General features: G+C 65.9%; 21 protein-coding genes and 1 tRNA gene. 7 read left to right on the top strand and 15 right to left on the bottom strand.

Features of this window, described 5'->3' with window-relative positions; all coding sequences use genetic code 11:
- Window positions 1-11: 11 nt before the first annotated feature.
- From JWP90_RS06350 to JWP90_RS06330, 5 genes are all read right to left on the bottom strand, one after another.
- Window positions 12-590 (bottom strand): hypothetical protein, encoded by a 579-nt coding sequence (locus JWP90_RS06350; protein WP_297361251.1) that lies wholly within the window; start codon window positions 588-590, stop codon window positions 12-14.
- A gap of 21 nt (window positions 591-611) precedes the next feature.
- The gene (locus JWP90_RS06345; protein WP_297361250.1) at window positions 612-806 is read right to left on the bottom strand and encodes a helix-turn-helix domain-containing protein; all 195 of its coding nucleotides are present in this window, start codon (window positions 804-806) and stop codon (window positions 612-614) included.
- 241 nt (window positions 807-1,047) lie between these two features.
- Window positions 1,048-1,121, bottom strand: a tRNA-Pro gene (locus JWP90_RS06340).
- Between the two features lie 80 nt (window positions 1,122-1,201).
- On the bottom strand, window positions 1,202-1,900 hold the full coding sequence (locus tag JWP90_RS06335; RefSeq protein ID WP_297361247.1) for a response regulator: 699 nt from the start codon (window positions 1,898-1,900) through the stop codon (window positions 1,202-1,204).
- Window positions 1,897-3,546 carry a sensor histidine kinase gene (locus JWP90_RS06330; RefSeq protein WP_297361264.1) on the bottom strand — a complete coding sequence of 550 codons (1,650 nt, stop codon included), beginning with the start codon at window positions 3,544-3,546 and terminating at the stop codon, window positions 1,897-1,899. The genes JWP90_RS06335 and JWP90_RS06330 overlap by 4 nt, the downstream gene beginning before the upstream one ends.
- Before the next feature lie 180 nt (window positions 3,547-3,726).
- On the opposite strand from JWP90_RS06330, the gene JWP90_RS06325 reads away from it, so the two are divergent.
- The 3 genes from JWP90_RS06325 to JWP90_RS06315 are packed head-to-tail and all read left to right on the top strand — an operon-like array spanning window position 3,727 to window position 7,014.
- The gene (locus JWP90_RS06325) at window positions 3,727-4,749 is read left to right on the top strand and encodes a tripartite tricarboxylate transporter substrate binding protein (protein WP_297361244.1); all 1,023 of its coding nucleotides are present in this window, start codon (window positions 3,727-3,729) and stop codon (window positions 4,747-4,749) included.
- Window positions 4,750-4,751: 2 nt separating this feature from the next.
- Window positions 4,752-5,342, top strand: coding sequence for a tripartite tricarboxylate transporter TctB family protein (locus JWP90_RS06320; protein WP_297361241.1), 591 nt, complete (start codon window positions 4,752-4,754; stop codon window positions 5,340-5,342).
- Window position 5,343: 1 nt separating this feature from the next.
- Window positions 5,344-7,014, top strand: a complete 1,671-nt coding sequence (locus tag JWP90_RS06315; protein ID WP_297361239.1) for a tripartite tricarboxylate transporter permease — start codon at window positions 5,344-5,346, stop codon at window positions 7,012-7,014.
- A 363-nt stretch (window positions 7,015-7,377) separates the two neighbouring features.
- Here JWP90_RS06315 and JWP90_RS06310 read toward each other — a convergent pair whose 3' ends face one another.
- Window positions 7,378-8,631 carry an ROK family transcriptional regulator gene (locus JWP90_RS06310; RefSeq protein ID WP_297361236.1) on the bottom strand — a complete coding sequence of 418 codons (1,254 nt, stop codon included), beginning with the start codon at window positions 8,629-8,631 and terminating at the stop codon, window positions 7,378-7,380.
- Between the two features lie 80 nt (window positions 8,632-8,711).
- On the opposite strand from JWP90_RS06310, the gene JWP90_RS06305 reads away from it, so the two are divergent.
- From JWP90_RS06305 to JWP90_RS06290, 4 genes are read left to right on the top strand one after another with little or no spacing between them, the layout of a single operon-like run.
- The gene (locus JWP90_RS06305) at window positions 8,712-10,010 is read left to right on the top strand and encodes an extracellular solute-binding protein (protein ID WP_297361233.1); all 1,299 of its coding nucleotides are present in this window, start codon (window positions 8,712-8,714) and stop codon (window positions 10,008-10,010) included.
- Window positions 10,011-10,052: 42 nt separating this feature from the next.
- Window positions 10,053-11,018, top strand: coding sequence for a carbohydrate ABC transporter permease (locus tag JWP90_RS06300; protein ID WP_297361230.1), 966 nt, complete (start codon window positions 10,053-10,055; stop codon window positions 11,016-11,018).
- Window positions 11,015-11,932 (top strand): carbohydrate ABC transporter permease, encoded by a 918-nt coding sequence (locus JWP90_RS06295; RefSeq protein WP_297361227.1) that lies wholly within the window; start codon window positions 11,015-11,017, stop codon window positions 11,930-11,932. Before JWP90_RS06300 ends, JWP90_RS06295 begins: the two co-directional genes overlap by 4 nt.
- A 7-nt stretch (window positions 11,933-11,939) precedes the next feature.
- Window positions 11,940-13,574 (top strand): glycoside hydrolase family 13 protein, encoded by a 1,635-nt coding sequence (locus JWP90_RS06290; RefSeq protein ID WP_297361261.1) that lies wholly within the window; start codon window positions 11,940-11,942, stop codon window positions 13,572-13,574.
- A gap of 645 nt (window positions 13,575-14,219) precedes the next feature.
- Here JWP90_RS06290 and JWP90_RS06285 read toward each other — a convergent pair.
- The 9 genes from JWP90_RS06285 to JWP90_RS06245 all read right to left on the bottom strand — a co-directional run.
- On the bottom strand, window positions 14,220-15,110 hold the full coding sequence (locus JWP90_RS06285; RefSeq protein ID WP_297361224.1) for an NUDIX hydrolase: 891 nt from the start codon (window positions 15,108-15,110) through the stop codon (window positions 14,220-14,222).
- Window positions 15,111-15,149: 39 nt separating this feature from the next.
- A complete protein-coding gene (gene der / locus JWP90_RS06280) occupies window positions 15,150-16,661 on the bottom strand; it encodes a ribosome biogenesis GTPase Der (protein ID WP_297361221.1) in 1,512 nt (503 codons plus the stop codon).
- A gap of 44 nt (window positions 16,662-16,705) precedes the next feature.
- Window positions 16,706-17,374 (bottom strand): (d)CMP kinase, encoded by a 669-nt coding sequence (gene cmk, locus JWP90_RS06275; protein ID WP_297361217.1) that lies wholly within the window; start codon window positions 17,372-17,374, stop codon window positions 16,706-16,708.
- 3 nt (window positions 17,375-17,377) lie between these two features.
- Entirely contained in the window at window positions 17,378-18,502 is a 1,125-nt protein-coding gene (locus tag JWP90_RS06270; protein ID WP_297361214.1) for a prephenate dehydrogenase, read from the bottom strand.
- A 10-nt stretch (window positions 18,503-18,512) separates the two neighbouring features.
- Window positions 18,513-19,283, bottom strand: a complete 771-nt coding sequence (locus tag JWP90_RS06265; RefSeq protein WP_297361258.1) for a pseudouridine synthase — start codon at window positions 19,281-19,283, stop codon at window positions 18,513-18,515.
- A gap of 67 nt (window positions 19,284-19,350) precedes the next feature.
- Window positions 19,351-19,980 (bottom strand): SMC-Scp complex subunit ScpB, encoded by a 630-nt coding sequence (scpB, locus tag JWP90_RS06260; RefSeq protein ID WP_297361212.1) that lies wholly within the window; start codon window positions 19,978-19,980, stop codon window positions 19,351-19,353.
- Entirely contained in the window at window positions 19,970-20,779 is an 810-nt protein-coding gene (locus JWP90_RS06255) for a ScpA family protein (protein ID WP_297361256.1), read from the bottom strand. The genes scpB and JWP90_RS06255 overlap by 11 nt, the downstream gene beginning before the upstream one ends.
- 31 nt (window positions 20,780-20,810) lie before the next feature.
- Entirely contained in the window at window positions 20,811-21,650 is an 840-nt protein-coding gene (locus JWP90_RS06250) for a ParA family protein (protein WP_297361254.1), read from the bottom strand.
- 150 nt (window positions 21,651-21,800) lie between these two features.
- On the bottom strand, window positions 21,801-22,445 hold a 645-nt coding region (locus JWP90_RS06245; RefSeq protein WP_297361209.1), incomplete at its 5' end, for a PKD domain-containing protein.

Below are 22,445 nucleotides of genomic sequence, written 5' to 3'. Positions count from 1 at the left end.
GCGGCGCTCTCTCATTGGGCGATCGCCGCTCGGATCATATTCACCTCGGGTGCCATCAGCGCATCCTGGATGTGTGGTTCGCGGTGCAGGCGGCCAACGTGGTCCATCGAGTTGCGCGGGAGGACCTCATGCCGCACCGCCAGTTCCAGGGCGAGCCGCAGCACCACCCGGGCCTGTTTGGCGCGACTGTAGGAGATCTTCCCTAGTTGTTTGATGAATTTGTCGCACCGGGCCACACCGATCTCGCGCAGGGCAAGGTGGTCGAAGGCGGGTGAGACCAGGGTGCGCATGTTGCGCTCGTAGAGGTTCCGGGTGGTCCGGGAGATCCGGCCCTCCGAGTCGATGTCCTCCAGCCAGTAGGTCACCAGATCACTGAACAGGCTGTCCGGCGTGAGGGTCGTGTCGGCGGGTTGGAACAGGTCCCGGTCGGCGAGCTTGCTCTTCAGCGCAAGTTCTGCGGCCTTGGCGGTGGTGCCGCTGGCCTGCACCAGACGCGCGTGACCGTCCCAATCGCGGTAGCGGGTCCGCGCCAGGTATCGGCCGGTCGGCGACAGGTGGGTGCTGATGTCGCCGAAGGTGCCGATGCTCAACCGTTGCCGGGGCATCTCAGCTCACCGCCGATCGGTGCGCCTGGGCCCGCTGGTGGGGTCGCGTTGCTCGGCGATCCAGGCCCGCACGTCGGAGACGGCGAACTTCAGGTGCTTGCCGAACCGGTACGCGGTGGAACCTTTGCCGTGCACCCGCCAGTCGTAGACCGTGGAGACCGGGATGCCGAGGTAGGAGGCCAGCTCGTGGACGTCCATCATGGGCTCCAGGCCCCAGTGGTCGGTGGTATTGTAGGTTGGGTTCTATTTGTGATTTCTCATACCCAGAAGGTGCGCACGACGATCCCGGAGGATCGAAATGGACCGGAACCGACCTCAGCGCCCCGGATGACAGGGCCGGGTCAGCGGCTGAAAAGTGCTCAAAGTGATGACGTAGTGATGACTCAATCAAATCTCTTAACCTAAAAAGTCCCGGAAACCCTTGAGTTTCCGGGACATTCGGTCGGGCTGACAGGATTTGAACCTGCGACCCCTTGACCCCCAGTCAAGTGCGCTACCAAGCTGCGCCACAGCCCGCGACCAGTCACCCTCACGGGCGACCTCGTCAATGCTACAGGACAATTAACGCTCGCCCGGTCACGAACAGGAGCCTGCACTCAGCCGACACGACTCCCCGAGAACCGCGTCGACGGGCGGCCGGATGTCGCATAGTCGAGCGTCTTCTGCGCCCGCTTCATCTCCACCAGATACTCCAGGTATCGCCGCGCACTCACCCGCGAAATACCCGACAACTCAGCGATCTCCCCCGCCGAACTATTCGGCGCCGAACCGAGCGCCTCCTCGACGGTAACGAGCGTCTCACCGCTCAACCCCTTCGGCAGCTGCACCCGACCGCGGCCGCCGGTACGCATCAACGCATCGATGTCACGCTGCGCGAGTTCCTCCCGGGTTCCGGATGCCACGAGCGCGAGTCGGTCACGCGCCACATCGTCCAGCCGCGCACGCAGATCGAGCGCCGTGAACGGTTTCACCAGATAGTGCTGAATGCCGGCACTCCGCGCCTGCCGAACACTGTCGACATCGCGAGCCGCGGTCACCGCGATCACCTCAGGCTGCGCCCCACCCATCGCCCGCACGTCGCGAAGCACCTCGAGCCCGGGAAGCCCAGGCAGGTCGAAGTCCAGCAGCACGAGATCCGGCCGGCAGTCAGCGATGAGCGACAGCGCCTCCGGGCCGCTGTGCGCGGTTGCCACCACATCGAACGCCGGATGCGCCCCAACGAATTTCGCGTGCAACGACGCCACCTCGACGTCGTCGTCGACGATGACCGTCCGCAGCTTCGATGAAACGATCACTTGAGCACCGCCGGCACGTCCTCGGCGGCCGGCAGGTCGGTCAACGCCGCCATCACAGGCAGGTCCCCGACCGGAAGGTCAACGGTGAACACCGCTCCCCCGAGTTCCGAGCGCCCGACGCTCACCGTTCCGCCGGCCCGCAACACCGTGCGCCGCACGAGCGCGAGGCCGATGCCGCGCCGACGCAACGCGGGGCTGTCGGCATCCGTCGCCTTCGAACTCACGCCCTCCTCGAACACCCGCTCATACTGGTCAGGCGGGATGCCGTTGCCGTCATCGTCGACGGTCACACGGATGAGCGACGGTTCGACCGCGAAGCCGAGCTGGATGCGGTTCCCGGCCGAGCACGCCTCAAGTGCGTTGTCGAGAAGGTTCCCGACCACGGTGACGAGGTCACCGCGCAAGGTGAGCGCAGCAGCAGACCTCAACCACGCCGGCAACGGGGCAGACGGGCTGATCGACACCGACATGCCCAATTCCCGCGCATGGCTTGCCTTCACCAGCAGCAGCGCAGCGAGCTCCGGGAACTCACGGAGCACCTCCTCGCCCGGCACTCTGAGCGCCCCACCCGTCCCTGTGCGCTCCACGAACGCTCGCGCGTCCTCGACGAGCCCGAGCTCCAGAAGTCCCGAGATCACGTGCAGCTTGTTCGCGAACTCGTGCGCCTGCGCCCGGAGCCCGTTGGTCAGTGACTGCGCTCCGTCCATCTCCCGCAGCAACTGGTGCAGCTCGGTGTGGTCACGCACCAGCAGCGTCGCACCGACAGTCTTCCCCTCCAGTTCGGTACCGGTGCTTCGCGCGACGAGGATCCGCTCACCCGCAAGCACCAGCTGCCCGCCAGGCTCACCGCGCTGCAGCACACCGACCAGTGAGGGGTCGAGCACCTCCGCCGCCACCCGGCCCGTCAATGAATCCTCGTCGAGTCCGAGCAGTTCGAGTGCCGCATCGTTGACGAGCACGATCACTCCCGCCTCATCGACACTGATCATGCCCTCGCTCATGCCGTGCAGCATCGTCTCGCGCGAACCCACGAGCGACGCGATCTCCTGCGGTTCCAGCCGGTAGATCCTCCGGCGGATGATCGCTGTCACCCACGCGGCACCGAAGATGCCGACAACGGTCGACGCGATCAGCGGCAGCACGAGCGCCCCCAGCCCTCCGACGAAGTCGTCCCGCAGCGCCGACTCGAGAATGCCGACCGACACCGTGCCGATCACCGCGCCGTCCTCCGCGCGCACCGGCACTTTCGCCCGCCATGACTCCCCCAGCGTTCCGGTCTGGGTGCCAACGAATGTCTTCCCCGAGAGCGGCACCGACGGGTCCGTCGACACCCGCTGGCCGATGCGATCCGGATCCGGGTGCGAATAACGGATGCCGTCGGCATCCGTCACCACCACATAGGTCACGTTCGACGCCTCCCGGATCACCTCGGCGATCGGCTGGATCACCGCGGCGGGATCCTTGTCGTCGTACGCGTCGCGGATAGCCGGAAGTGTCGCCACCGACTGAGCGACACCGATCATCCGGTCGAGGTAGGCGGCACGCATCTCGCGTTCGAGGAGACTCGCCGCGACGATGCCGGTCACCAGCACCACGGCGCACACGATCAGCGCCTGCAACAGCAGGAGCTGGACCCGAAGCGACATTGCCTTCACTCCCCCATTGTCGCGCCAATAGCCGCAGACGACGACCCGCTGCGACCTCTCCAGAGCGATAAGTCACGGCCAATACTTACGAAAGGCACTGCAACGTCACCGGCCGAACTACCGTGCTCATCAGCATCATCGCGTTTTGCAACGAGGCAATTCACTCAACGAGGAGAAATCATGCGACGACTCGCACTGGTCATGGTGGCCGCAGCAACGGCTGTCACCCTGGCGTCCTGCAGCACCCCGGCCGCTGACACGGGAACCAAACCCGGCAAGACCAGCGACGCAGCCGAAACCGTCGAGGTCACCGACCTCCAGATCATCGTCCCCGCAGACCCCGGCGGCGGATGGGACCAGACCGGCCGCGCCATGTCTGAGACGCTCACCTCGGAAGGCATCGTCGACAGCGCCCCCGTGCAGAACATCGGCGGCGCCGGTGGAACCGTCGGCCTCGCCTCCCTGGCGAACGAGCAGAACCCGTACACCCTCATGGTGACCGGCCTCGTCATGGTCGGCGCGGTCGAGACCAACGCGGCTGAGAACCGGATGGAAGACACAACGCCGATCGCCCGGCTCACCGAAGAGGCACTGGTCGTCGTCGTTCCCGCCGATTCGAAGTACGACACTCTGAAGGACCTCGTCGAGGACATCGCCGAGAACGGACAGGACGTCACGGTCACCGGCGGCTCAGCCGGCGGCGCCGACCACATCCTGGCCGGTCTGATGCTCGAGGAGGCCGGGCTCTCCGGCAGCGAGATCGCCGAGAACCTCAACTACATCCCCAACTCCGGGGGTGGTGAAGCGGTATCGCTCATCCTCGGTAACAACGCCTCCGCGGGAATCTCCGGTATCGGCGAGTTCGCCGAGCACATCGAAGCAGGAACGATGAAGGCCCTCGCCGTGTCGAGCGCCGAACCCGCCGAGAACCTGCCAGACGTGCCGACGATCAGCGAAGAGGGCTACGACGTGGTGCTCACCAACTGGCGCGGCGTGCTCGCCCCCAGCGACATCTCCGACGCCGACCGCGAAGCGCTCATCGGTGTGGTGACCGAACTCCACGACGGTGAAGCCTGGACCGAACAGCTCGAAACCCGCGGCTGGGCGGATGCCTTCCTCACCGGCGACGAGTTCGCGTCGTACCTCGACGACAACATCGCCGAGGTCACCACGACGCTGAAGAACATCGGGCTGGTCAGCTGACCATGTCCACCCCATCGGCGGGCGCGTCTGGCATCAGCCCGGCGCGCCCGGCGACCGGCGACGAGCCGGTCGGCACTACCGCCCCTCGCTCGAACCTCGGCGAACTGATCTTCGCCGGGCTGGCTCTCGCGCTCGGCATCTTCGTGTTCGCGGGCGCGTTCGCCATCCGGCTTCCCGGCGCCGGCACGCAGGTCGGACCGCGGGTCTTCCCGTTCCTGGTCGGCACGATCCTGATCGTCTCCGCAGCAGCGGTCCTCGTCGGCGTGCTGCGCGGGCGACTCGCCGACGTGGAGGAAGGCGAGGATGTCGACGCTCACGCGAAGACGGACTGGATCACGCTCGCGAAGATCACGGTTTTCGTCGCGGCGCACATCGCCCTCATCGAAGTGATCGGCTGGCCGTTCGCCGCCGCCGTCCTTTTCGGCGGTGTCGCCTGGTCACTCGGCGCCAAACGCTGGTGGGCCGCTCTGCTCATCGGCCTCGCCCTCGGCCTGGTCGTCTACGTACTCTTCGGGGGAGTCCTCGGCCTCTCCCTCCCCTCCGGGCCGCTGCTGACGTGGCTCGAGCCCCTGCTGCGAAGCCTGAGAGGCTGACATGGAGAACATCCTGAGCCTGCTGGAGGGTTTCGCAACCGCCCTCCAGCCGCAATACCTGATCTTCGGATTCCTCGGCGTGCTCGTCGGCACCGCCGTCGGCGTGCTGCCGGGCATCGGCCCGGCCATGACCGTCGCCCTGCTGTTGCCGCTCACCTACACGCTCGACCCCACCGCCGCTCTGATCACCTTCGCCGGTATCTACTACGGCGGCATGTACGGCGGGTCGACCACGAGCATCCTGCTCAACACCCCGGGCGAATCCGCCTCGATCGTCACCGCCCTCGAGGGCAACAAGATGGCGAAACTCGGCCGAGGCGCCGCAGCCCTGGCAACCGCGGCGATCGGCTCGTTCGTCGCCGGCACCATCGCCACCATCGGACTCACCCTCCTCGCCCCGATCATCGCCAAGTGGGCCGTGCAGCTGGCACCGGCCGACTACGTCGCCCTCATGGTCGTCGCGTTCATCACCGTCGGCGCCCTGCTCGGCTCGTCGGTCTGGCGAGGCCTCACGTCGCTGGGCATCGGCCTGTTCCTCGGCCTCATCGGCACCGAAATCCTTTCCGGCCAGCAGCGCTACACATTCGGGCTGCTTCCCCTCGCCGACGGCATCGACATCGTGCTCGTCGCCGTGGGGCTCTTCGCCGTCGGCGAGACCTTCTATGTGGCGAGCCGGATGCGACACGGTCCGATAGCGCTCGTCCCGGTGACCCGGGGATGGCGCAGCTGGATGACCAAGGACGACTGGCGTCGCTCCTGGAAACCGTGGCTTCGTGGAACCGCGATCGGATTCCCGATCGGCACCATCCCGGCCGGTGGAGCGGATGTCGCCACCTTCCTCTCCTACGCCAGTGAGAAGAAACTCAGCAAACGCAAGGAACAGTTCGGTCGCGGTGCCATCGAAGGCGTCGCCGGCCCGGAAGCCGCGAACAATGCGGCGGCCGCCGGTGTGCTCGTCCCCCTGCTCACACTCGGCCTGCCGACCACCGCGACCGCAGCGATCATCCTGTCCGCGTTCCAGTCCTACGGCATCCAGCCCGGTCCGCAGCTGTTCACCAACCAGCCAGCCCTCGTCTGGGCGCTCATCGCGAGCCTCTACATCGGCAACGTCATGCTGCTCGTGCTCAATCTGCCACTCGTCGGCATCTGGGTGAAGCTGCTGCAGATCCCGCGGCCGTACCTGTACGCCGGTATCCTCACCTTCGCGGCCCTCGGCGCCTACGCTGTCAACTTCTCGATTGTCGACATCGTGATCCTCCTGTTCATCGGAATCGTCGGGTACTTCCTCCGTCGCTACGGGTACCCGATTGCGCCGCTCGTAATCGGAATGATCCTCGGGCCGATGGCTGAAGCACAACTGCGGCGAGCGCTGCAGTTGAGCCAGGGCGACCTCGGTGCTCTGTTCACCCGCCCGTTTGCGGCGATCTGCTACCTCGCACTGATCGTCATCATCGGGCTCGGTGTCTGGTTGCGCCACCGACAGAGCCGTCTCGAGCGCACCCTCGCCGCAGCGGCGGCCGCCAACACGTCGCTGTCCGCCGCGGTGAACCAGGCGTGGGATGCCGGTGACCGGCCGACAGACATCAGGACATCCGACATCCGGGTCCAACCTCCGCTCGAAGAGACTCCACGGGCAAGGGGATCGCGCAGACGCGACGACGACCGACCGTAGTCGCGGCGCGGTGGGGGTCTCGATACGCGGCCTCGCTTCGCTCGGTCGCTACTCGACCAACGACAACCACACCGCGGCCTCGCTTCGCTCGGTCGGTACTCGACCAACGAGACTCACACCGCTGGTCGAGTAGCTCGCGTGAGGACGCTACACCGCAGGTCTCGATACGCGGCCTCGCTTCGCTCGGTCGCTACTCGACCAACGAGAGCCAGACCGCCGGCCTCGCTTCGCTCGGTCACTACTCGACCAACGACAGCCAGACCGCGGCCTCGCTTCGCTCGGTCGCTACTCGACCAACGAGACTCACACCGCTGGTCGAGTAGCTCGCGCAGCGAGCGTATCGAGACCAACTCAGCCCGAACGTCAAGCGACCGGCGACATCGCCAGGGGGCCCAGGTCGAGCGCCCGCTCCCGGACGAGCGACAGCGCGTGCTCGACGGCTCCGGTGCCGACCGCCTCAGGACCAAGCGCCGAAGGCAGAAGCTCCGGAGCCGTCGGGTCACCGCTCGCTCCGATGATGGCAGCGGCGCGAGCGATGACCCCCGGCATCGTGGTCGTTACGGCCCCGCCGACGATGACCCGGTCGACGTCGAGCAGGTCACCGAGCACGATGCAGATTCGAGCGAGACGCTCGGCGAGCTCTTCCAGGATGCCGGCCGCCGCCACGTCACCGGACGCGGCAGCATCCATCACCTCACGTTCGGTCAGGTTCTCGGGGAGGAGCGCCGCGAGCGGGCTGCCCGCCTTGAGGGTTCCGGACCGGATGGCTTCGCTTGCCAGCTGCCTGGCCGTCAACGCCAGACCGTTCGCTGACCTGACGCCGTCGACATAGTCGAGGAACCGCATCTCCCCTGCCCCACCCCTCCGGCCGCGGACAAGCCGCCGGTCGATCATGAGCCCGGCTCCGATCCCCTCGCCGACGAGCATCGCGATATACGAGTCCACGTCACGGCCACCGCCCCCGGCCGCCGATCGCTCGGCGATCGCCGCCAGGTTCGCATCGTTCTCCACCGTCACAAGCGGCGCGCACCGGGTGAACACCTCGAGCAGCCCAGGGTTCATCAGTTGCCAGAACCCCGTCGGATGCGGCGGAGAATTTCCGGCGGCATCGATCGGCGAGGGAACGCCGACGGTCATGGCGAGAACCGTCGACGCGTCGATGCCGGAGTCGGCGAGCGCGTCATCGAAGACCGAGCGGGCGAGCCGACGCCGAGTGCCGGCATCCGCGAGCCGGTCCGGGCTCTCCGGCGTCCCGGCGAGGATGCGTACCTCTGCCTGGCCGAGAACCTGCCCGCGAAGGTCCGCGACCGTAGCCGACATCCGGTCGTATCCCGCGTCTACCCCCACAACGGCGGCCGCCCGATCCCGAAGTGCGTAGCGCCGGGCGGGCCTCCCCTTGCGATAGTCCCCGCCGGTGCGTGCGTTACCGAGCTCCTCGAGCCAGCCCAGCTCGACGAGATCGTCGCAGATTCCGATCACCGTGGCGCGGGTGAGACCGGTGGCGGCCATCAGATCGGATGCCGTCACCACGGGAAGATCCCACGCATGTTCGAGCACATGACGAGCGTTGAGCGCCCGGAGGAACTGTGGCGACGAGGCAACGACAGTGCGCTTCACACCCCTTGACCTTTCTCATAGGTGGGCGCATCATTTACGACACGAATAGATACGCACTCTATATCTAGTCGATCCTGACCGTGCCTGCCCGGCTTCGCAAGGGGGACAACGTCGTGCTCCACCGTTCATCATTCAGCTCTCGAGCCGGCCTGGCTCTGGTCGCGATTCTCGGCAGCTCTCTCGCCCTGACGGCGTGCTCCAGTGCGGGATCCGGCCCCGCCGAGATCACCTTCCACATGAGCAAGCCCGAGGCGATCCCCTACTTCCAGGACCTCGTCGACCAGTTCAACGAAGAGCAGTCCGACGTGGATGTGACGCTCGACACCGCATCCAACCTCTCGGCCGGCTTCCTCCGCGGAAACCCCCCTGACGTCGGACTCCTCAACTACAACATGGAGATGTCACGATTCATGGAACGCGGCGCGCTCTCCGACCTCTCCGACATGCCCGAGGCGGATCGCATCCGCCCTGACGTGCAGGATCTCGTCGACCAGTACTCGACCTACCCTGGCCGCACGAGCGTGCTGCCCTACTCGGTCGCCGCTGCATCCGTCATCTATAACGTGCAGATCTTCGAAGACAACGGTCTGGACGTTCCGACCACCTGGAGCGAACTCATCGACGTGTGCGAAACACTCAAGGCGGCCGGGATCACACCGATCTACAGCACCTTCTCGGAGCCCTGGACGATCGCTCAGGGACTGTTCGACTACACCGTCGGCGGGTCCATCGACGTCGCCGACTTCTACAAGCAGATGAACGAGCTCGGCACTGAGGTGGGCCCGAACTCATCGGTCTCTTTCGAGAACACGGTGAAGGAGCCGGTCGAGAAGATGGTGCAGCTTGCCGCTTACTCGAACGACGACGCACCGAGCCGGACGTACGGCGACGGGAACGTTGCCTTCGCCAAGGGTGAGGCGGCGATGCTGATGCAAGGGCCGTGGGCGCTCGGTGAGATCGCGAAGACCAACAAGGATCTCAAACTTGGAACTTTCCCGCTGCCTGCAACCGATGACCCGGATGACCTCAAGGTGCGGGTGAACATCGACCTCGCACTGTGGGTTCCTGAGATCAGCGACGACAAGCAGTCCGCACGCAAGTTCGTCTCGTTCCTCATGCAGCAGGACATCATGGACGAGTACAACGCGGCCTTCCTCGGCTTCGGCACAACCACCGATGCCGCTCCGGCCACAGATGAACGCATCCTCGGAATGCAGGACTACTACGAGGACGGCCGCTTCTATCTCGGCGCGTCACAGCGCGTCCACTTGAGCATCCCCACCGCCAACTATGTACAGGCCATCGCGACCGGCGCCGACATCGACAGAACGCTGCGCCGACTCGACGCCGACTGGGCGCGGCTCGCCCTGCGCGAATGACCCAACCACGCGAGTAGACAGCGCCACCAGGAGGACACAGACATGACGACTCCCATCACCCCGGTCTCGGCGACCGCAGGCTCCCTCGTCGTCGAAGCGGAACGCGGGCAGGGCGACCACATCGTCGGGGCGCACACACGCTCAGGCAAACCGAAGGTCGACCCGGTCTACTACCTGTTCCTTCTGCCGACACTCATCCTGTTCACTCTGTTCATCACCCTCCCGGCGCTCCTCGGAATCTTCTACAGCTTCACGAACTTCATCGGCTTCGGCGACTGGCAGCTGGTCGGGCTCACCAACTACATAGCGGTGTTCTCCGACCCCGCGATTCTGTCGAGCTACGGCTTCACCTTCGGCTTTGCTCTGGTCACGGTGATCCTCGTCAACGTGATCGCCTTCCTCCTCGCGGTGGCGCTGACATCCCGGATCCGGCTGAAAGCCCCGCTGAGGGCTATCTTCGTCATCCCGATGGTCATCTCGGGAATCGTCATAGCGTTCGTGTTCAAGTACCTCTTCTCCAACTCGCTGCCTGCGCTCGGCAGCGCAACGGGAATCGGCTGGCTGCAGGAGTCGATTCTCGCGAACGAGAACCTCGCCTGGCTCGCGATCGTGATCGTTTCGGCGTGGCAATCGATCCCGGGCGCGCTGCTGATCTACATCGCCGGTCTGCTCTCGATCCCAGGCGAGGTCTACGAAGCGGCGGACATCGACGGCGCGAGTGCCTGGGTCCGGCTCCGCTCGGTCACTCTCCCCCTCGTTGCCGGCTACGTCGTCATCAACGTCATTCTCGGGTTCAAGAACTATCTGAACGTGTACGACATCATCGTCGGACTGACCGACGGCGGACCGGGCACCGCCACGCGAAGCATCGCCATGACCATCTTCACCGGATTCACCGGCGGCGATTACGCCTACCAGATGGCGAACGCGACCCTGTTCTTCATCATCGCCGTGCTCATCTCGATCCTCCAGCTGCGGCTCACCCGCGGAAAGGCGGCACTCTCATGACGCAGGAAAGCACGAGGCCGCTCGCCCCAGCCGTGGCTGCCTCAGAAGACACGCGCACCTCGCCGGCCCGCCGCCGACGCGGCAAGGTCGGCCAGGAGACCACGAACTGGCCGGTCATGATCATCCTGTTCCTCTGCTCGCTGACGGTATTGCTGCCGTTGTACGTCACGATCTCGATGTCGATGAAGACGTCGGCGCAGGCCGTCGACGGCAATGCGCTCTCGCTCCCGGCCCCGATCGACTTCTCTGGCTTCAGCCAGGCGTGGGATCTGACCAACTTCCCTGTCGCCTTCACCATCTCGGTCCTGGTGACGATCGGTACGGTGGTCGGCACAGTGCTCCTCGCCGCCCTCGCCTCCTACGCGATCGTGCGCAACTGGGAACACCGGCTGTTCCGCTACTCGTTCTTCTACCTGCTCGCTGCCATGTTCCTGCCGTTCCCTGTGGTCGCACTCCCGCAGATCCAGCTCACCGGGTTGGTCGGCCTTGCGAACCCGGTCGGGGTGACGATCCTGCACATCATGTTCCAGCTCTCGTTCAGCATCCTGCTGTTCACAGCGTTCCTGCGCTCCATTCCGCTCGAGCTGGAGGAAAGTGCCCGGATCGACGGTGCCACGACCTGGCAGACATTCTGGCAGCTGATCTTCCCGCTGCTCGCGCCGATGAGTGCGACGGTCGCCATCTTCGCGTTCCTCGCCTCGTGGAATGACTTCATGATGCCGTCGCTGATCATCGCCGACTCCAGCCAGCAGACCATCCCAGTGGTGCAGAAGATCTTCCAGACCCAGTTCAGCAGCAACTACAACGTGTCGTTCGCGTCGTACCTGATGGCCATGGCGCCGGCGATCATCGTCTACCTGTTCACGCAGCGCTGGGTGATGGAGGGCGTCACGCAGGGCGCTGTGAAGGGTTGACGTGCCGATGATCGACGACGACCCATTCTGGTGGCGCCAGGCGGCGGTCTATCAAATCTATCCACGGAGTTTCGCGGATGCCAACGGCGACGGGATCGGGGACCTTCCCGGCATCGGTTCCCGAGTTTCCTACCTCCGCCGGCTCGCGGTGGACGCGGTCTGGCTCAGCCCGTTCTACCCGTCAGCGCTCGTCGACGGTGGCTATGATGTCGACGACTACCGCGACGTCGACCCGCGCCTCGGCACGCTCACGGACTTCGACGCGCTCGTCTCTGATCTGCGCGGTGCCGGCATCCGCCTCATCGTCGACATCGTGCCCAACCACACGTCCAACCGGCACGAATGGTTTGTGGAGGCGCTCGCGTCACCACCCGGTTCTGCTGCGCGGGATCGGTACATCTTCCGCGACGGGCTGGGGCCGGATAAGTCGATCCCACCCGCCGACTGGACAAGCGCCTTCGGCGGGCCGGCCTGGGAGCCCGTCGGCGACGGCCAGTGGTACCTGCACTTCTTTGCGACGGAGCAACCCGACCTCAACTGGGACAACCGTGAAGTGCGTCACGATTTCTTGAAGACGCTGAAGTTCTGGTCCGACCGAGGCGTCGACGGCTTCCGTATCGACGTTGCACACGGTCTCGCGAAAAGACTCGGTGAGGAGCTGCCCAGCCAGGCGGCGCTTGACGCGCTCCCCCGCGATGACGGCGGGCATCCGCTCTGGGATCGTGACGAGGTTCACGAGATCTACGCCGAGTGGCGGGCATTGTTCAACAGCTACACGCCACCTCGCACCGCCGTGGCCGAAGCGTGGGTGGAATCGAGCCGGCGACACCGGTACGCCAGCCCGGAGGGGCTCGGCCAGGCGTTCAATTTCGATCTCCTCGAGGCGAACTTCGACGCCAAGGAGTTCCGTCGGATCGTCGACGAGAACCTCGCACTGGCCGCGTTGTCCGGATCGTCGACGACCTGGGTGCTCTCGAACCATGACGTGGTGCGGCACGCCACTCGCTACGGCTTGCCAGAACCCGCCGATCCAGCTGAGAAGCACGGCAGCGAATGGCTGCGCTCTGGCGGCACCTTTCCCGTGCTCGATGCCGAACGCGGGCTCCGCCGTGCTCGCGCTGCGACGTTGTTCGAACTCGCCCTGCCCGGCTCCGCGTACCTGTATCAGGGCGAGGAGCTGGGACTGCACGAGGTCGCGGATATTCCGGACGAGCGACGACAGGACCCCGCGTTCTTCCGTAACCCCGGTGTTGACATCGGCCGTGACGGATGCCGCGTGCCGATTCCGTGGACGCCCTACGGCCCGTCGTTCGGGTTCGGTTCAGGAGAACCACATCTACCGCAGCCACCGTCGTGGAGCGCGGTGGCCGTCGAGGTTCAGGCGACGGACCCGAATTCCACGTTCTGGCTCTACCGCGATGCGCTTGCCCTGCGGCGGGCACTGCAGACCGGTGAGGAACTCGAGTGGATCCCATCGAAGGCCGACGTCGTTCACTTCCGCCGGCCGAACGGATGGGAGACAGTGATGAATTTCGGTACGACGCCGGTGGCGCTGCCCGAGGGTGAAGTGCTGCTTTTCAGCAGCCCACTGGATGGCCTGGAGGTGCCGGGCGAGTCGACGGTGTGGTTGCGGCGGGGCTGACGGCTTCGACGCCGCATCGCGAGTATCGAGGGTGTCAAGACGACACCGTGGGCCTGGTCGGGTCGGCCGGCAACGCCCCGCATTCGTGAGCGGTCGTATGCCCTACGGCGAGTCACCTTTCACAAGGCGGAGTCTGGTCACGGTCAGGTGGCGGCGGGGATGCCGCAGGGCAAGGGTCGATCCTTTTCGGTGGCGATTCGGGTGCGGTGAGCAGTACGTCGGGTTCGGTGATGCAGCTGAGTCCTCCTCGTGAGGTGCACTCGGGGTGCCGGCGCCAGTGAACTCCACCCGTTCGAAATCCATGCCCTGCGAGTCGGCCGCGTCGCCCGACTCCTACGCTTGATCCGCAAGTTCGTGGAGGTTTTCCCTGACACCAGTTTCCCAGCGACCACCGACATCAGCCGGTGCGCGCCCGGGGATCTCGATACGGCCGCAAGCGGCCTACTCGATCAACGGAGGAGCGCAAGCGGCCCACTCCAGCAACGGAAAGCTCGCTGGTCGAGTAGCGAGCGCCAGCGAGCGTATCGAGACCACGCCGGGGATCTTGGTTCCTGAGCAAGGCCGTTCACGGCCGCGCCGACGGGCGATACACGGCGCTCGTTCCTCGCGTCGCTGCTCGAACAACGGTGGGGTGGGGCAAACAGGCTAGTCGAGCAGATCCAGGAGCCAGCCGGCTCCCCGGGTTTGGGCACCGAGGGCCTCGACGCGGGCCCGCAGTGCCTGGTCGCTGGTGACGACCGTGATCCCGGATGCTCCCACCCCGGCGGCGAGACGGCTCACCTCGTCGACGATCCGCGAATCGCCGTCGGTCTCGGCACGAATCAGACGAAGCCGGTCGGTCGCGTCTAGAGCGGCGCCGTTCGCCTGACCTTCGAGCACGGCGACGACCTCGGGCCACCAGTGGGACTGAGGCAGGTCCAGGGCGCGGGCGGAGACGCCGAGCGCGGCGAGCCTGTGAAGCTGCGCGCCGAGGCGTTCCGCAGCGCCAGCGCGGTCCTTCCACCAGCCGTCTGGCCGTGAACCGACCACGTTCGCCATGTCGACGAGAAGCACTGGGCGGAACGTGAGGTCCCGTTGCAGGCTGGGCCACATGCGCCCGAAACCGGGGTGCAACGGCAACGCTCCGATGTCGTCGAGCGGTACCCAGCGGATCTCGAGGCTTTCCGGATCGGCAACACGCGGCTCGAACGGGGCGACGACGTCGGCGACGACGGTCACGTACGACCAGACCCCGAGGTCGAGCGTGTGGCTGAATCGTGACCGGACGGCATCCGGGTCAACCGCTGCCTCTTCACTGGCCTCGCGGATGGCGCCGTCCACGGCGCTCTCGCCCTCGTGGCGCGCACCGCCGGGCAAACCCCACGTTCCACCGAAGTGGCTCCACAGCGCGCGATGCTGAAGCAGCACGCCGCGGCGGGGGTCGACGGCGAGCAGGCCGGCAGCACCGAAACGACCCCAGTATTTGGAGCCGTCGTCGGCGAACACCCAGGCATCACCCGGGTTCCTGGGGTGCGGCGGCACGAGCTCGGAAGTCACCTGTTCAGCTTCTCACGGGCCGTGCGCCGCACACGAGGGTTACGTGCGCTTACGCTTCTCACGCACACGCATGTTGACGATGATCGGGCTGCCTTCGAAGCCGTAGACCTCGCGGAGACGACGCTGGATGTACCGGCGGTAACCCGGGTCGAGGAAGCCTGTGGTGAAGAGCACGAAGGTCGGCGGACGGCTCGAGGCCTGGGTGCCGAAGAGAATGCGCGGCTGCTTGCCGCCACGGACGGGGTGAGGGTGCTCGGCGGTGAGCTCGGCGAGGAACGCGTTGAACTTGCCAGTGGGGAGACGGGTGTCCCACGACTCGAGCGCGAGCTCCAGGGCCGGCACGAGCTTCTCCATGTGACGACCGGTGCGAGCGGAGATGTTGACGCGGGGTGCCCAGGCGACGTGCGCCAGGTCCTGCTCGATCTCACGCTCGAGGTACCGGCGGCGCTCGTCGTCGAGAAGGTCCCACTTGTTGAACGCGAGCACGAGGGCGCGCCCCGACTCGAGCACGAGGTCGATGATCCGGACGTCCTGCTCAGAGATCGGCTCGGAGACGTCGAGCATGACGACGGCGACTTCGGCCTTCTCCAGTGCGGCGCTCGTACGCAGTGTGGCGTAGAAGTCTGCGCCCTGCTGCAGGTGCACGCGGCGACGGATGCCGGCGGTGTCGACGAAACGCCACACCTTGCCTGCGATCTCCACTTGCTCGTCGACCGGGTCACGGGTGGTTCCGGCAAGTTCGTTCACGACTACGCGTTCTTCACCCGCTGCCTTGTTGAGCAGGCTCGACTTGCCGACGTTCGGGCGGCCGAGGATGGCGACGCGGCGGGGTCCGCCGACCTCTTCCTTGGCGACGGCCGATACCTTCGGCAGCTTCGTCATGATGAGGTCGAGCAGGTCGGCGACGTTGCGCCCGTGCAGTGCGGAGACCGGGTATGGCTCGCCGAGGCCGAGCGACCAGAGGGCTGCGGCGTTCGGCTCCTGGCGCACGTCGTCGACCTTGTTGGCGACGAGGAAGACCGGCTTGTCCATCTTGCGGAGCATCCGGACGACTTGCTCGTCGGTCGCCGTGGCGCCGACATTCGCGTCGACGACGAAGAGAACGGCGTCGGAGAGATCGATGGCCACCTCGGCCTGAGCGGCGACCGAAGCGTCGATGCCCTTGGCATCTGGCTCCCAACCGCCGGTATCGACGAGGGTGAACTGGCGTTCGTTCCACTCTGCCTTGTACTTGACCCGGTCGCGTGTGACACCGGGGGTGTCCTCGACGACGGCTTCACGCCGGCCGAGGATCCGGTTCACGAGCGCGGACTTGCCGACGTTCGGGCGGCCGACGATGGCGAGCACCGGAAGCGCGGGGAGGTAGCGGATCGCGTCGGGGTCTTCGGTGATGGACTCGAGGATCTCGAGGTCTTCGTCACCGAGGTCGTAATCCGCAAGCCCTGCGCGGAGGGCTTCAGCGCGGCGGTGCGCGAGGTCCTCGTCGAGGTCCCCCATCCGCTCTACGAGCTGGTCGTCCAGCTCGGCGGTGTCTTCATAATCGTCAGCCATAATCGGTCTCTCTCTGCGAACGGCGCCGTTTGATGCGGGTCGTTCTAGGTTTTCTGCGAAGTACGGATCACATCGAGCACGGCGTCGACGGTCTCGTCAAAGGTGAGCGTGGTGGAGTCGACGGTGGTGACGCCAGCTGCGGCGGTCATGAAGTCGACGACGCGCGAATCTGCGCGATCACGCTTCTGCAACGCACTCGCAACCTCCGAAGCCGATTCGGATGCAAGTTCTGCAGAGCGTCTAGACATTCTAGCCTCTTCGGATGCTGTAAGAAGAATGCGAGCTGTGGCGTCGGGTGCGACGACCGTGGTGATGTCCCGGCCCTCGACGACGATACCCGGCGCGACGGATTCGCGAATGATGTCCCGGAAGATCCCGGTGACGTGCGCACGCACCTCAGGCACCCGGGCGATGTTGCTGACGACGGCGGTGACGCGGGGTTCCCGGATGCTCTCCGTCACGTCGGTCTCCCCCACCCGCACGTGGTATCCGAACGGGTCCGTGCCGATCGCGTACCGGAAGTCCGGCAGGGATGCGACGACCGCGGCGGCATCCGTCGAATCGAGCTTCCGGTCGAGGACGTACCAGGACAGTGCCCGGTAGGCGGCACCGGTGTCGAGGTAGTCGAAGCCGAGCCTTTTCGCCGCGGCCTTGGAGACGCTGGATTTTCCGCTACCGGCCGGGCCGTCGACGGCCACCACTGTCTTCGTCATGCTTCAGACGCTCGCAATCCGCCAGCCGCGTGCCTCGAGATCTTCGATGGTGCGCTGCTGGACTTCGGGAAGTACGGCGATCTCGGCGAGGCCGATCTGGGCACCCGGGGAGTGCTCGAGCCGAAGGTCTTCCATGTTGACCCCGATGTCACCGAGTTCGGTGAGAAGCAGACCGAGCTGGCCGGGCTTGTCGTCGACCATGACGACAATGGTGGCGTAACGGCGGTCCTGACCGTGCTTGCCCGGCAACCGGGCGACACCCGTGTTGCCGGCAGCGATGGCGTCGGCGATGGCGCGGCGGGCGCCGGGCGCCTCCGGGTCGCGGAGGGCGTCTGTGACCTTCGCCAGGTCGGCGGCGATCCCGTCGAGGACCTCGACGACGGGGCCGGCGTTTGCACCGAGGATCTGCACCCACAGCTCAGGAGCGCTTGCGGCGATGCGAGTGGTGTCGCGGAGCCCCTGCCCGGTGAGCCGCACGGCGGAGTCCGGGGCGCTGACGAGTTGCTTGGCGAGCAGGCTCGCGATCAGCTGCGGCACGTGCGAGACGAGGCCGACGGAGCGGTCGTGCTCCTCCGGGGTCATTTCGATGGGTGAGGCGCCGAGGTCGAGCGCCAGGTCTTCGATCAGCGCGAGAGCTTCTGACGGCGTCTCCTCGTCGCGGCAGATCACCCAGGGGCGGCCGAGGAACAGGTCGGCGCGTGCCGAGATCGCTCCCCCGCGTTCGCGGCCGGCGAGGGGGTGCGAGCCGATGTAACGAGTGAGGTCGACTCCGCGCTGAGTGAGGGTGCGGAACGGCTCGCGTTTAACGCTGGCCACGTCGGTGATGACCGCGTCGGGGAAGCGGGTGAGCTCTGCCTCGAGAACGGATGCCGTGACATCCGGCGGCACGCTGACGACGACGATTCGAGGCGCGTCATCCGCGCGTTCGGGGCGACCGGCGCCGTAGTCAACGGCGAGCCGAAGCTGAGCTGGCGACGCGTCGGCGAGGATCACGTCGACACCCTGCGCTGTCAACGCGAGGCCGATGCTCGCCCCGAGCAGGCCTGCGCCGACGATGCGGACCTGGCCGGAGAGCCGTGGGGCGTTGGGGCGGCGCTCGGCGGCGTCCTTCACGGGATTGTCGTTCACAGAGTCTCTTCTATTCGACCGAGTCGCGGTCGGCGTCCTGGCTGTCGTTCAGTTGCGTCTGCCGGGAGATTGTCAGCAGTTCACCGAGTTCTACCTTAGTGAGATCGCGGGTGTGGCCCGCGCGCAGGGTGCCGAGGTTGACCGGCCCGAATTGACGGCGAACGAGTTCCTGCACCGGGTGCCCGACGGCCGCGAGCATCCGTCGAACGACGCGGTTCTTGCCCGAGTGCAGCGTGATCTCGACGATGCTCGTCTCGTCGCCCTTCGCGGTGCTGCGGGTGTCGAGCAGCCGCGCTTTGTCTGCGGCGATGACGCCGTCGTCCAGTTCGACACCATGAATCAGTTTCTGGATGGAGTGCGCTGTCACCTTGCCGCGGACCTTCGCGATGTAGGTCTTGGTCACACCGAACGACGGGTGCGCCAGAACATGGGCGAGGTCACCGTCATTGGTCAGGATGAGCAGACCGCTCGTCTCGGCATCGAGGCGGCCGACGTTGAACAGACGCTCCTCGTAGTCCTTCGTGTACTGGGTCAGGTCGGGACGCCCACGCTCGTCGCTCATCGTGCTGACAACGCCGACCGGCTTGTTGAGCACAACGTAACGCTTGGTGGTGTCCAGCTGAACGGCGGTGCCGTTGACCTCGACGTGGTCGGTCTCGGGATCGATCCGGCGACCGAGTTCTTTCACGACTTCACCGTTGACGCGCACGCGGCCTTCGGTGATGTACTGCTCGGAGACCCGGCGGGAGGCGACGCCGGCGGCGGCGAGCACCTTCTGCAGGCGAACGCCCTCGGGGGCGAACGGGTCGTGAGCGGGTTCGAAGTTTCCGTTTTCGGAAGTCGCGGGTTTATCGGAAATCACTGTCAAATCCTTCGGAGCCGTCGGCGAGCAGGGGTGAAATGGGTGGGAGCTCGTCGAGCGAGTTGATACCGAGCTGCTGAAGCATCAGCGGGGTGGTGCCGTAGTTGATCGCGCCGGTCTCACTGTCGGTGAACAGTTCGGTGATGAGACCACGCCCGGCGAGGGTGCGCACGACGGAGTCGACGTTCACGGCTCGGATGGCGGCGACCGAACTCCGGGTGATCGGCTGCTTGTACGCGATAACGGCGAGGGTCTCCAGGGCGGCCTGTGAGAGACGGCTGGGGTTCTCCGCGGTGACGAAGTCGGCCACGACGTCATCGTAGGCGGCGCGCACGAAAATACGCCAGCCGCCGCCGACCTCGCGGAGTTCGAAGCCACGCTGGACGCCGCCGTCGACGCCGTCGTAGTCGGAGACGAGACGGTTCACCGCTTCGTGCACGGCTTTCACCGGCCGCCGGAGGGCGGTGGCGAGGCTGACGAGGCTCTGCGGCTCGTCGGCGATCATGAGGATGGCTTCGATCGCACGTTCGAGCTCGACCGGGGTCGCCGGCGTCTCGTCCGTCGCGTCGCGCGGAGCGGCATCCGTTTCGGGGAGGGTGTCGGTGTCAATTGTCATAGTCTGCTCCCAGATTGGCGAGGTTGTCCTCTGACCAGTTCTCGGCGCTCCAGCGTAACGTGAGCTCACCAAGAGGTTCGAGTTGCTCGAAGCTGAGGGCCGCGTGCCGGTACAACTCGAGCACTGCGAGGAACCGGGCGACGACAACACCCTTCTGGTCGGCGCCGGCGATGAGCTGCCGGAATGTCATCGATTCGCCGGAGCGCAGCATGGCGACGACGTGCGCCGCCTGTTCGCGGATGCTGACGAGCGGTGCGTGCAGGTGGTCGAGCCCGACCACGGGGATCTCGCGCGGGGTGAGAGCCAGAGTCGCCAGTGCTGCGAAGTCGTCGAGGGTGAGTGTCCAGACCAGTTCAGGCGTGCGCGCACGGAATTTCTCCTCGAGCCGAACCGACCGGGTATGCCGCTTTGCTTCCGCGTCGAGGTGGCCCGCGAACCAGGCGGATGCCTCTTTGAACGCGCGATACTGCAGCAGCCGCGCGAAAAGAAGGTCACGCGCCTCGAGCAGTGCGACATCCTCCGCGTCGACGAGCTCGCCCTGCGGCAGCAGCCCCGCAACTTTGAGGTCGAGGAGTGTGGCCGCGACGACGAGGAATTCGCTCGCCTGGTCGAGTTCCAGAGCGGAATCCACGCGGGACAGGTAGGCGATGAACTCGTTCGTCACTCTGGAGAGCGAGATCTCCGTGATGTCGAGTTCGTGCTTGCCGATGAGCGACAGAAGCAGGTCGAACGGACCCTCGAAGTTGGAGAGGGCGACCTGGAACCCGGCGGGCCGCGCGTCGGGTGCCGGACCTGCCAGGGAAGTCGTCGAGCCGTCTACGGCGTGCGCATCAGGCGACAGCGCCACGGGCTACCAGCTCCCGTGCGAGCTGGCGGTAGGCCTTGGCCGACGCGTGCTCGGGAGCGAACTCGGTGATCGGGCTGCCGGCGACGCTGGCATCCGGGAATTTCACCGTGCGGCCGATGACGGTTTCGAGAACGTCATCGCCGAACGCGTCGACGACCCGCTCGAGCACCTCACGGGAGTGCAGGGTGCGCGAATCGAACATCGTGGCGAGGATGCCGTCGAGTTCGATCGCCGGGTTCAGCCGGTCCTTGACCTTTTCGATGGTCTCGATCAGCAGCGCAACACCGCGGAGGGCAAAGAACTCGCACTCGAGTGGGATGAGTACGCCGTGGCTGGCGGTGAGCGCGTTGACGGTGAGGAGGCCGAGCGACGGCTGGCAGTCGATGAGGATGACGTCATAGTTGCCGCCGACCTTGCGCAGCACGCGGGCGAGAATCTGCTCGCGGGCTACCTCGTTCACGAGGTGCACCTCAGCAGCAGACAGGTCGATGTTCGCGGGGATGATGTCGAGTCCTGGCACGGAGGTCTGCTGGATCGCATCCGTCGGCTGGTGCTTGTTGGACAACAGGAGGTCATAGATCGTCAGTGCGTCGTGCGTGTTGACGCCAAGGCCTGCAGAGAGGGCACCCTGCGGGTCGAAGTCGATGCACAGCACGCGGCGACCGTAGTCGGCCAGTGCTGCGCCCAGGCTGATTGTGGTGGTCGTCTTGCCGACGCCACCCTTTTGGTTGCACAACGAGATGATCCGGGCGGGGCCGTGGCTCTTCAGCGGGGCGGGAACCGCGAACTCACTCAGGGTGCGACCGGTCGGCCCTTTTTTCACGAGTGGCGCCTCCACCGAGAAGAGCTCTTCATTTTTTGTGGCCACCTGGTTCGTCCTCACTCCCGTCGCATCCCTCGCCGTGCTTAGCTCTTGATTCTATCGGGGTGCTTGCGATATGCGGCGCGCCCACGCTGAGCAGAAGCATCCGGGCTAGCAACCAGGACCGTGCGGGTTCTCGGTGCACTCACGCTCGACAAGCACGGTTTTGGCGTTTCCGGCAACAGCAGCGACGATCGTCGCTGGACCGGGCAGGGTGCCGGGGATGCTCCGCCAAGGCAGCGAATCGATACGAAATTCCACGGTGTACGACACGGTGACTGAGATCTGGTACGTTCCCCTCTCCGTGAAGACGTGGCTGGTGGGTGTGGTCGAGAACTCCGGGAGGCCGAGTGACGCCCAGGATGCGCCGGGTACCGTCGAGCGGGACGTCGTGCCGTCACCCCACGACCACGCGTAACTCGACGGGGTGAATCGAACGTCGAGCGGGTAGTCGAGCAGGGTTCCGGAGACCACGTGAGTGTTTGTCCTCGTGATGAAGTTCGCCGGCAGACCAACGAGCATCCAGCCGTCCGGTTCCATTTCGAGGGTCGGAGCGGTAGGCCGGAAGCTGGCGAGGTCGCTGATGGTGATGTCATCGAACATGCATGTACCCGGAAAGCATTGTGCTTCGAACGGGAACAGACTCCCCGGTGAGCCGGGACCGTCGACTCCTCCCCTGGCGTCGGCGTCGATTCGGTCCTGTTCGTAGCCGTCCGGTGGGCGATCGGCGCCGTCGCGCCCGCCGTTGTTGTTGTT

The sequence above is a fragment of the Mycetocola sp. genome (assembly GCF_025464835.1).
Lineage (GTDB): Bacteria > Actinomycetota > Actinomycetes > Actinomycetales > Microbacteriaceae > Mycetocola_A.
This window is presented reverse-complemented; position numbering and strand designations above follow the sequence as displayed.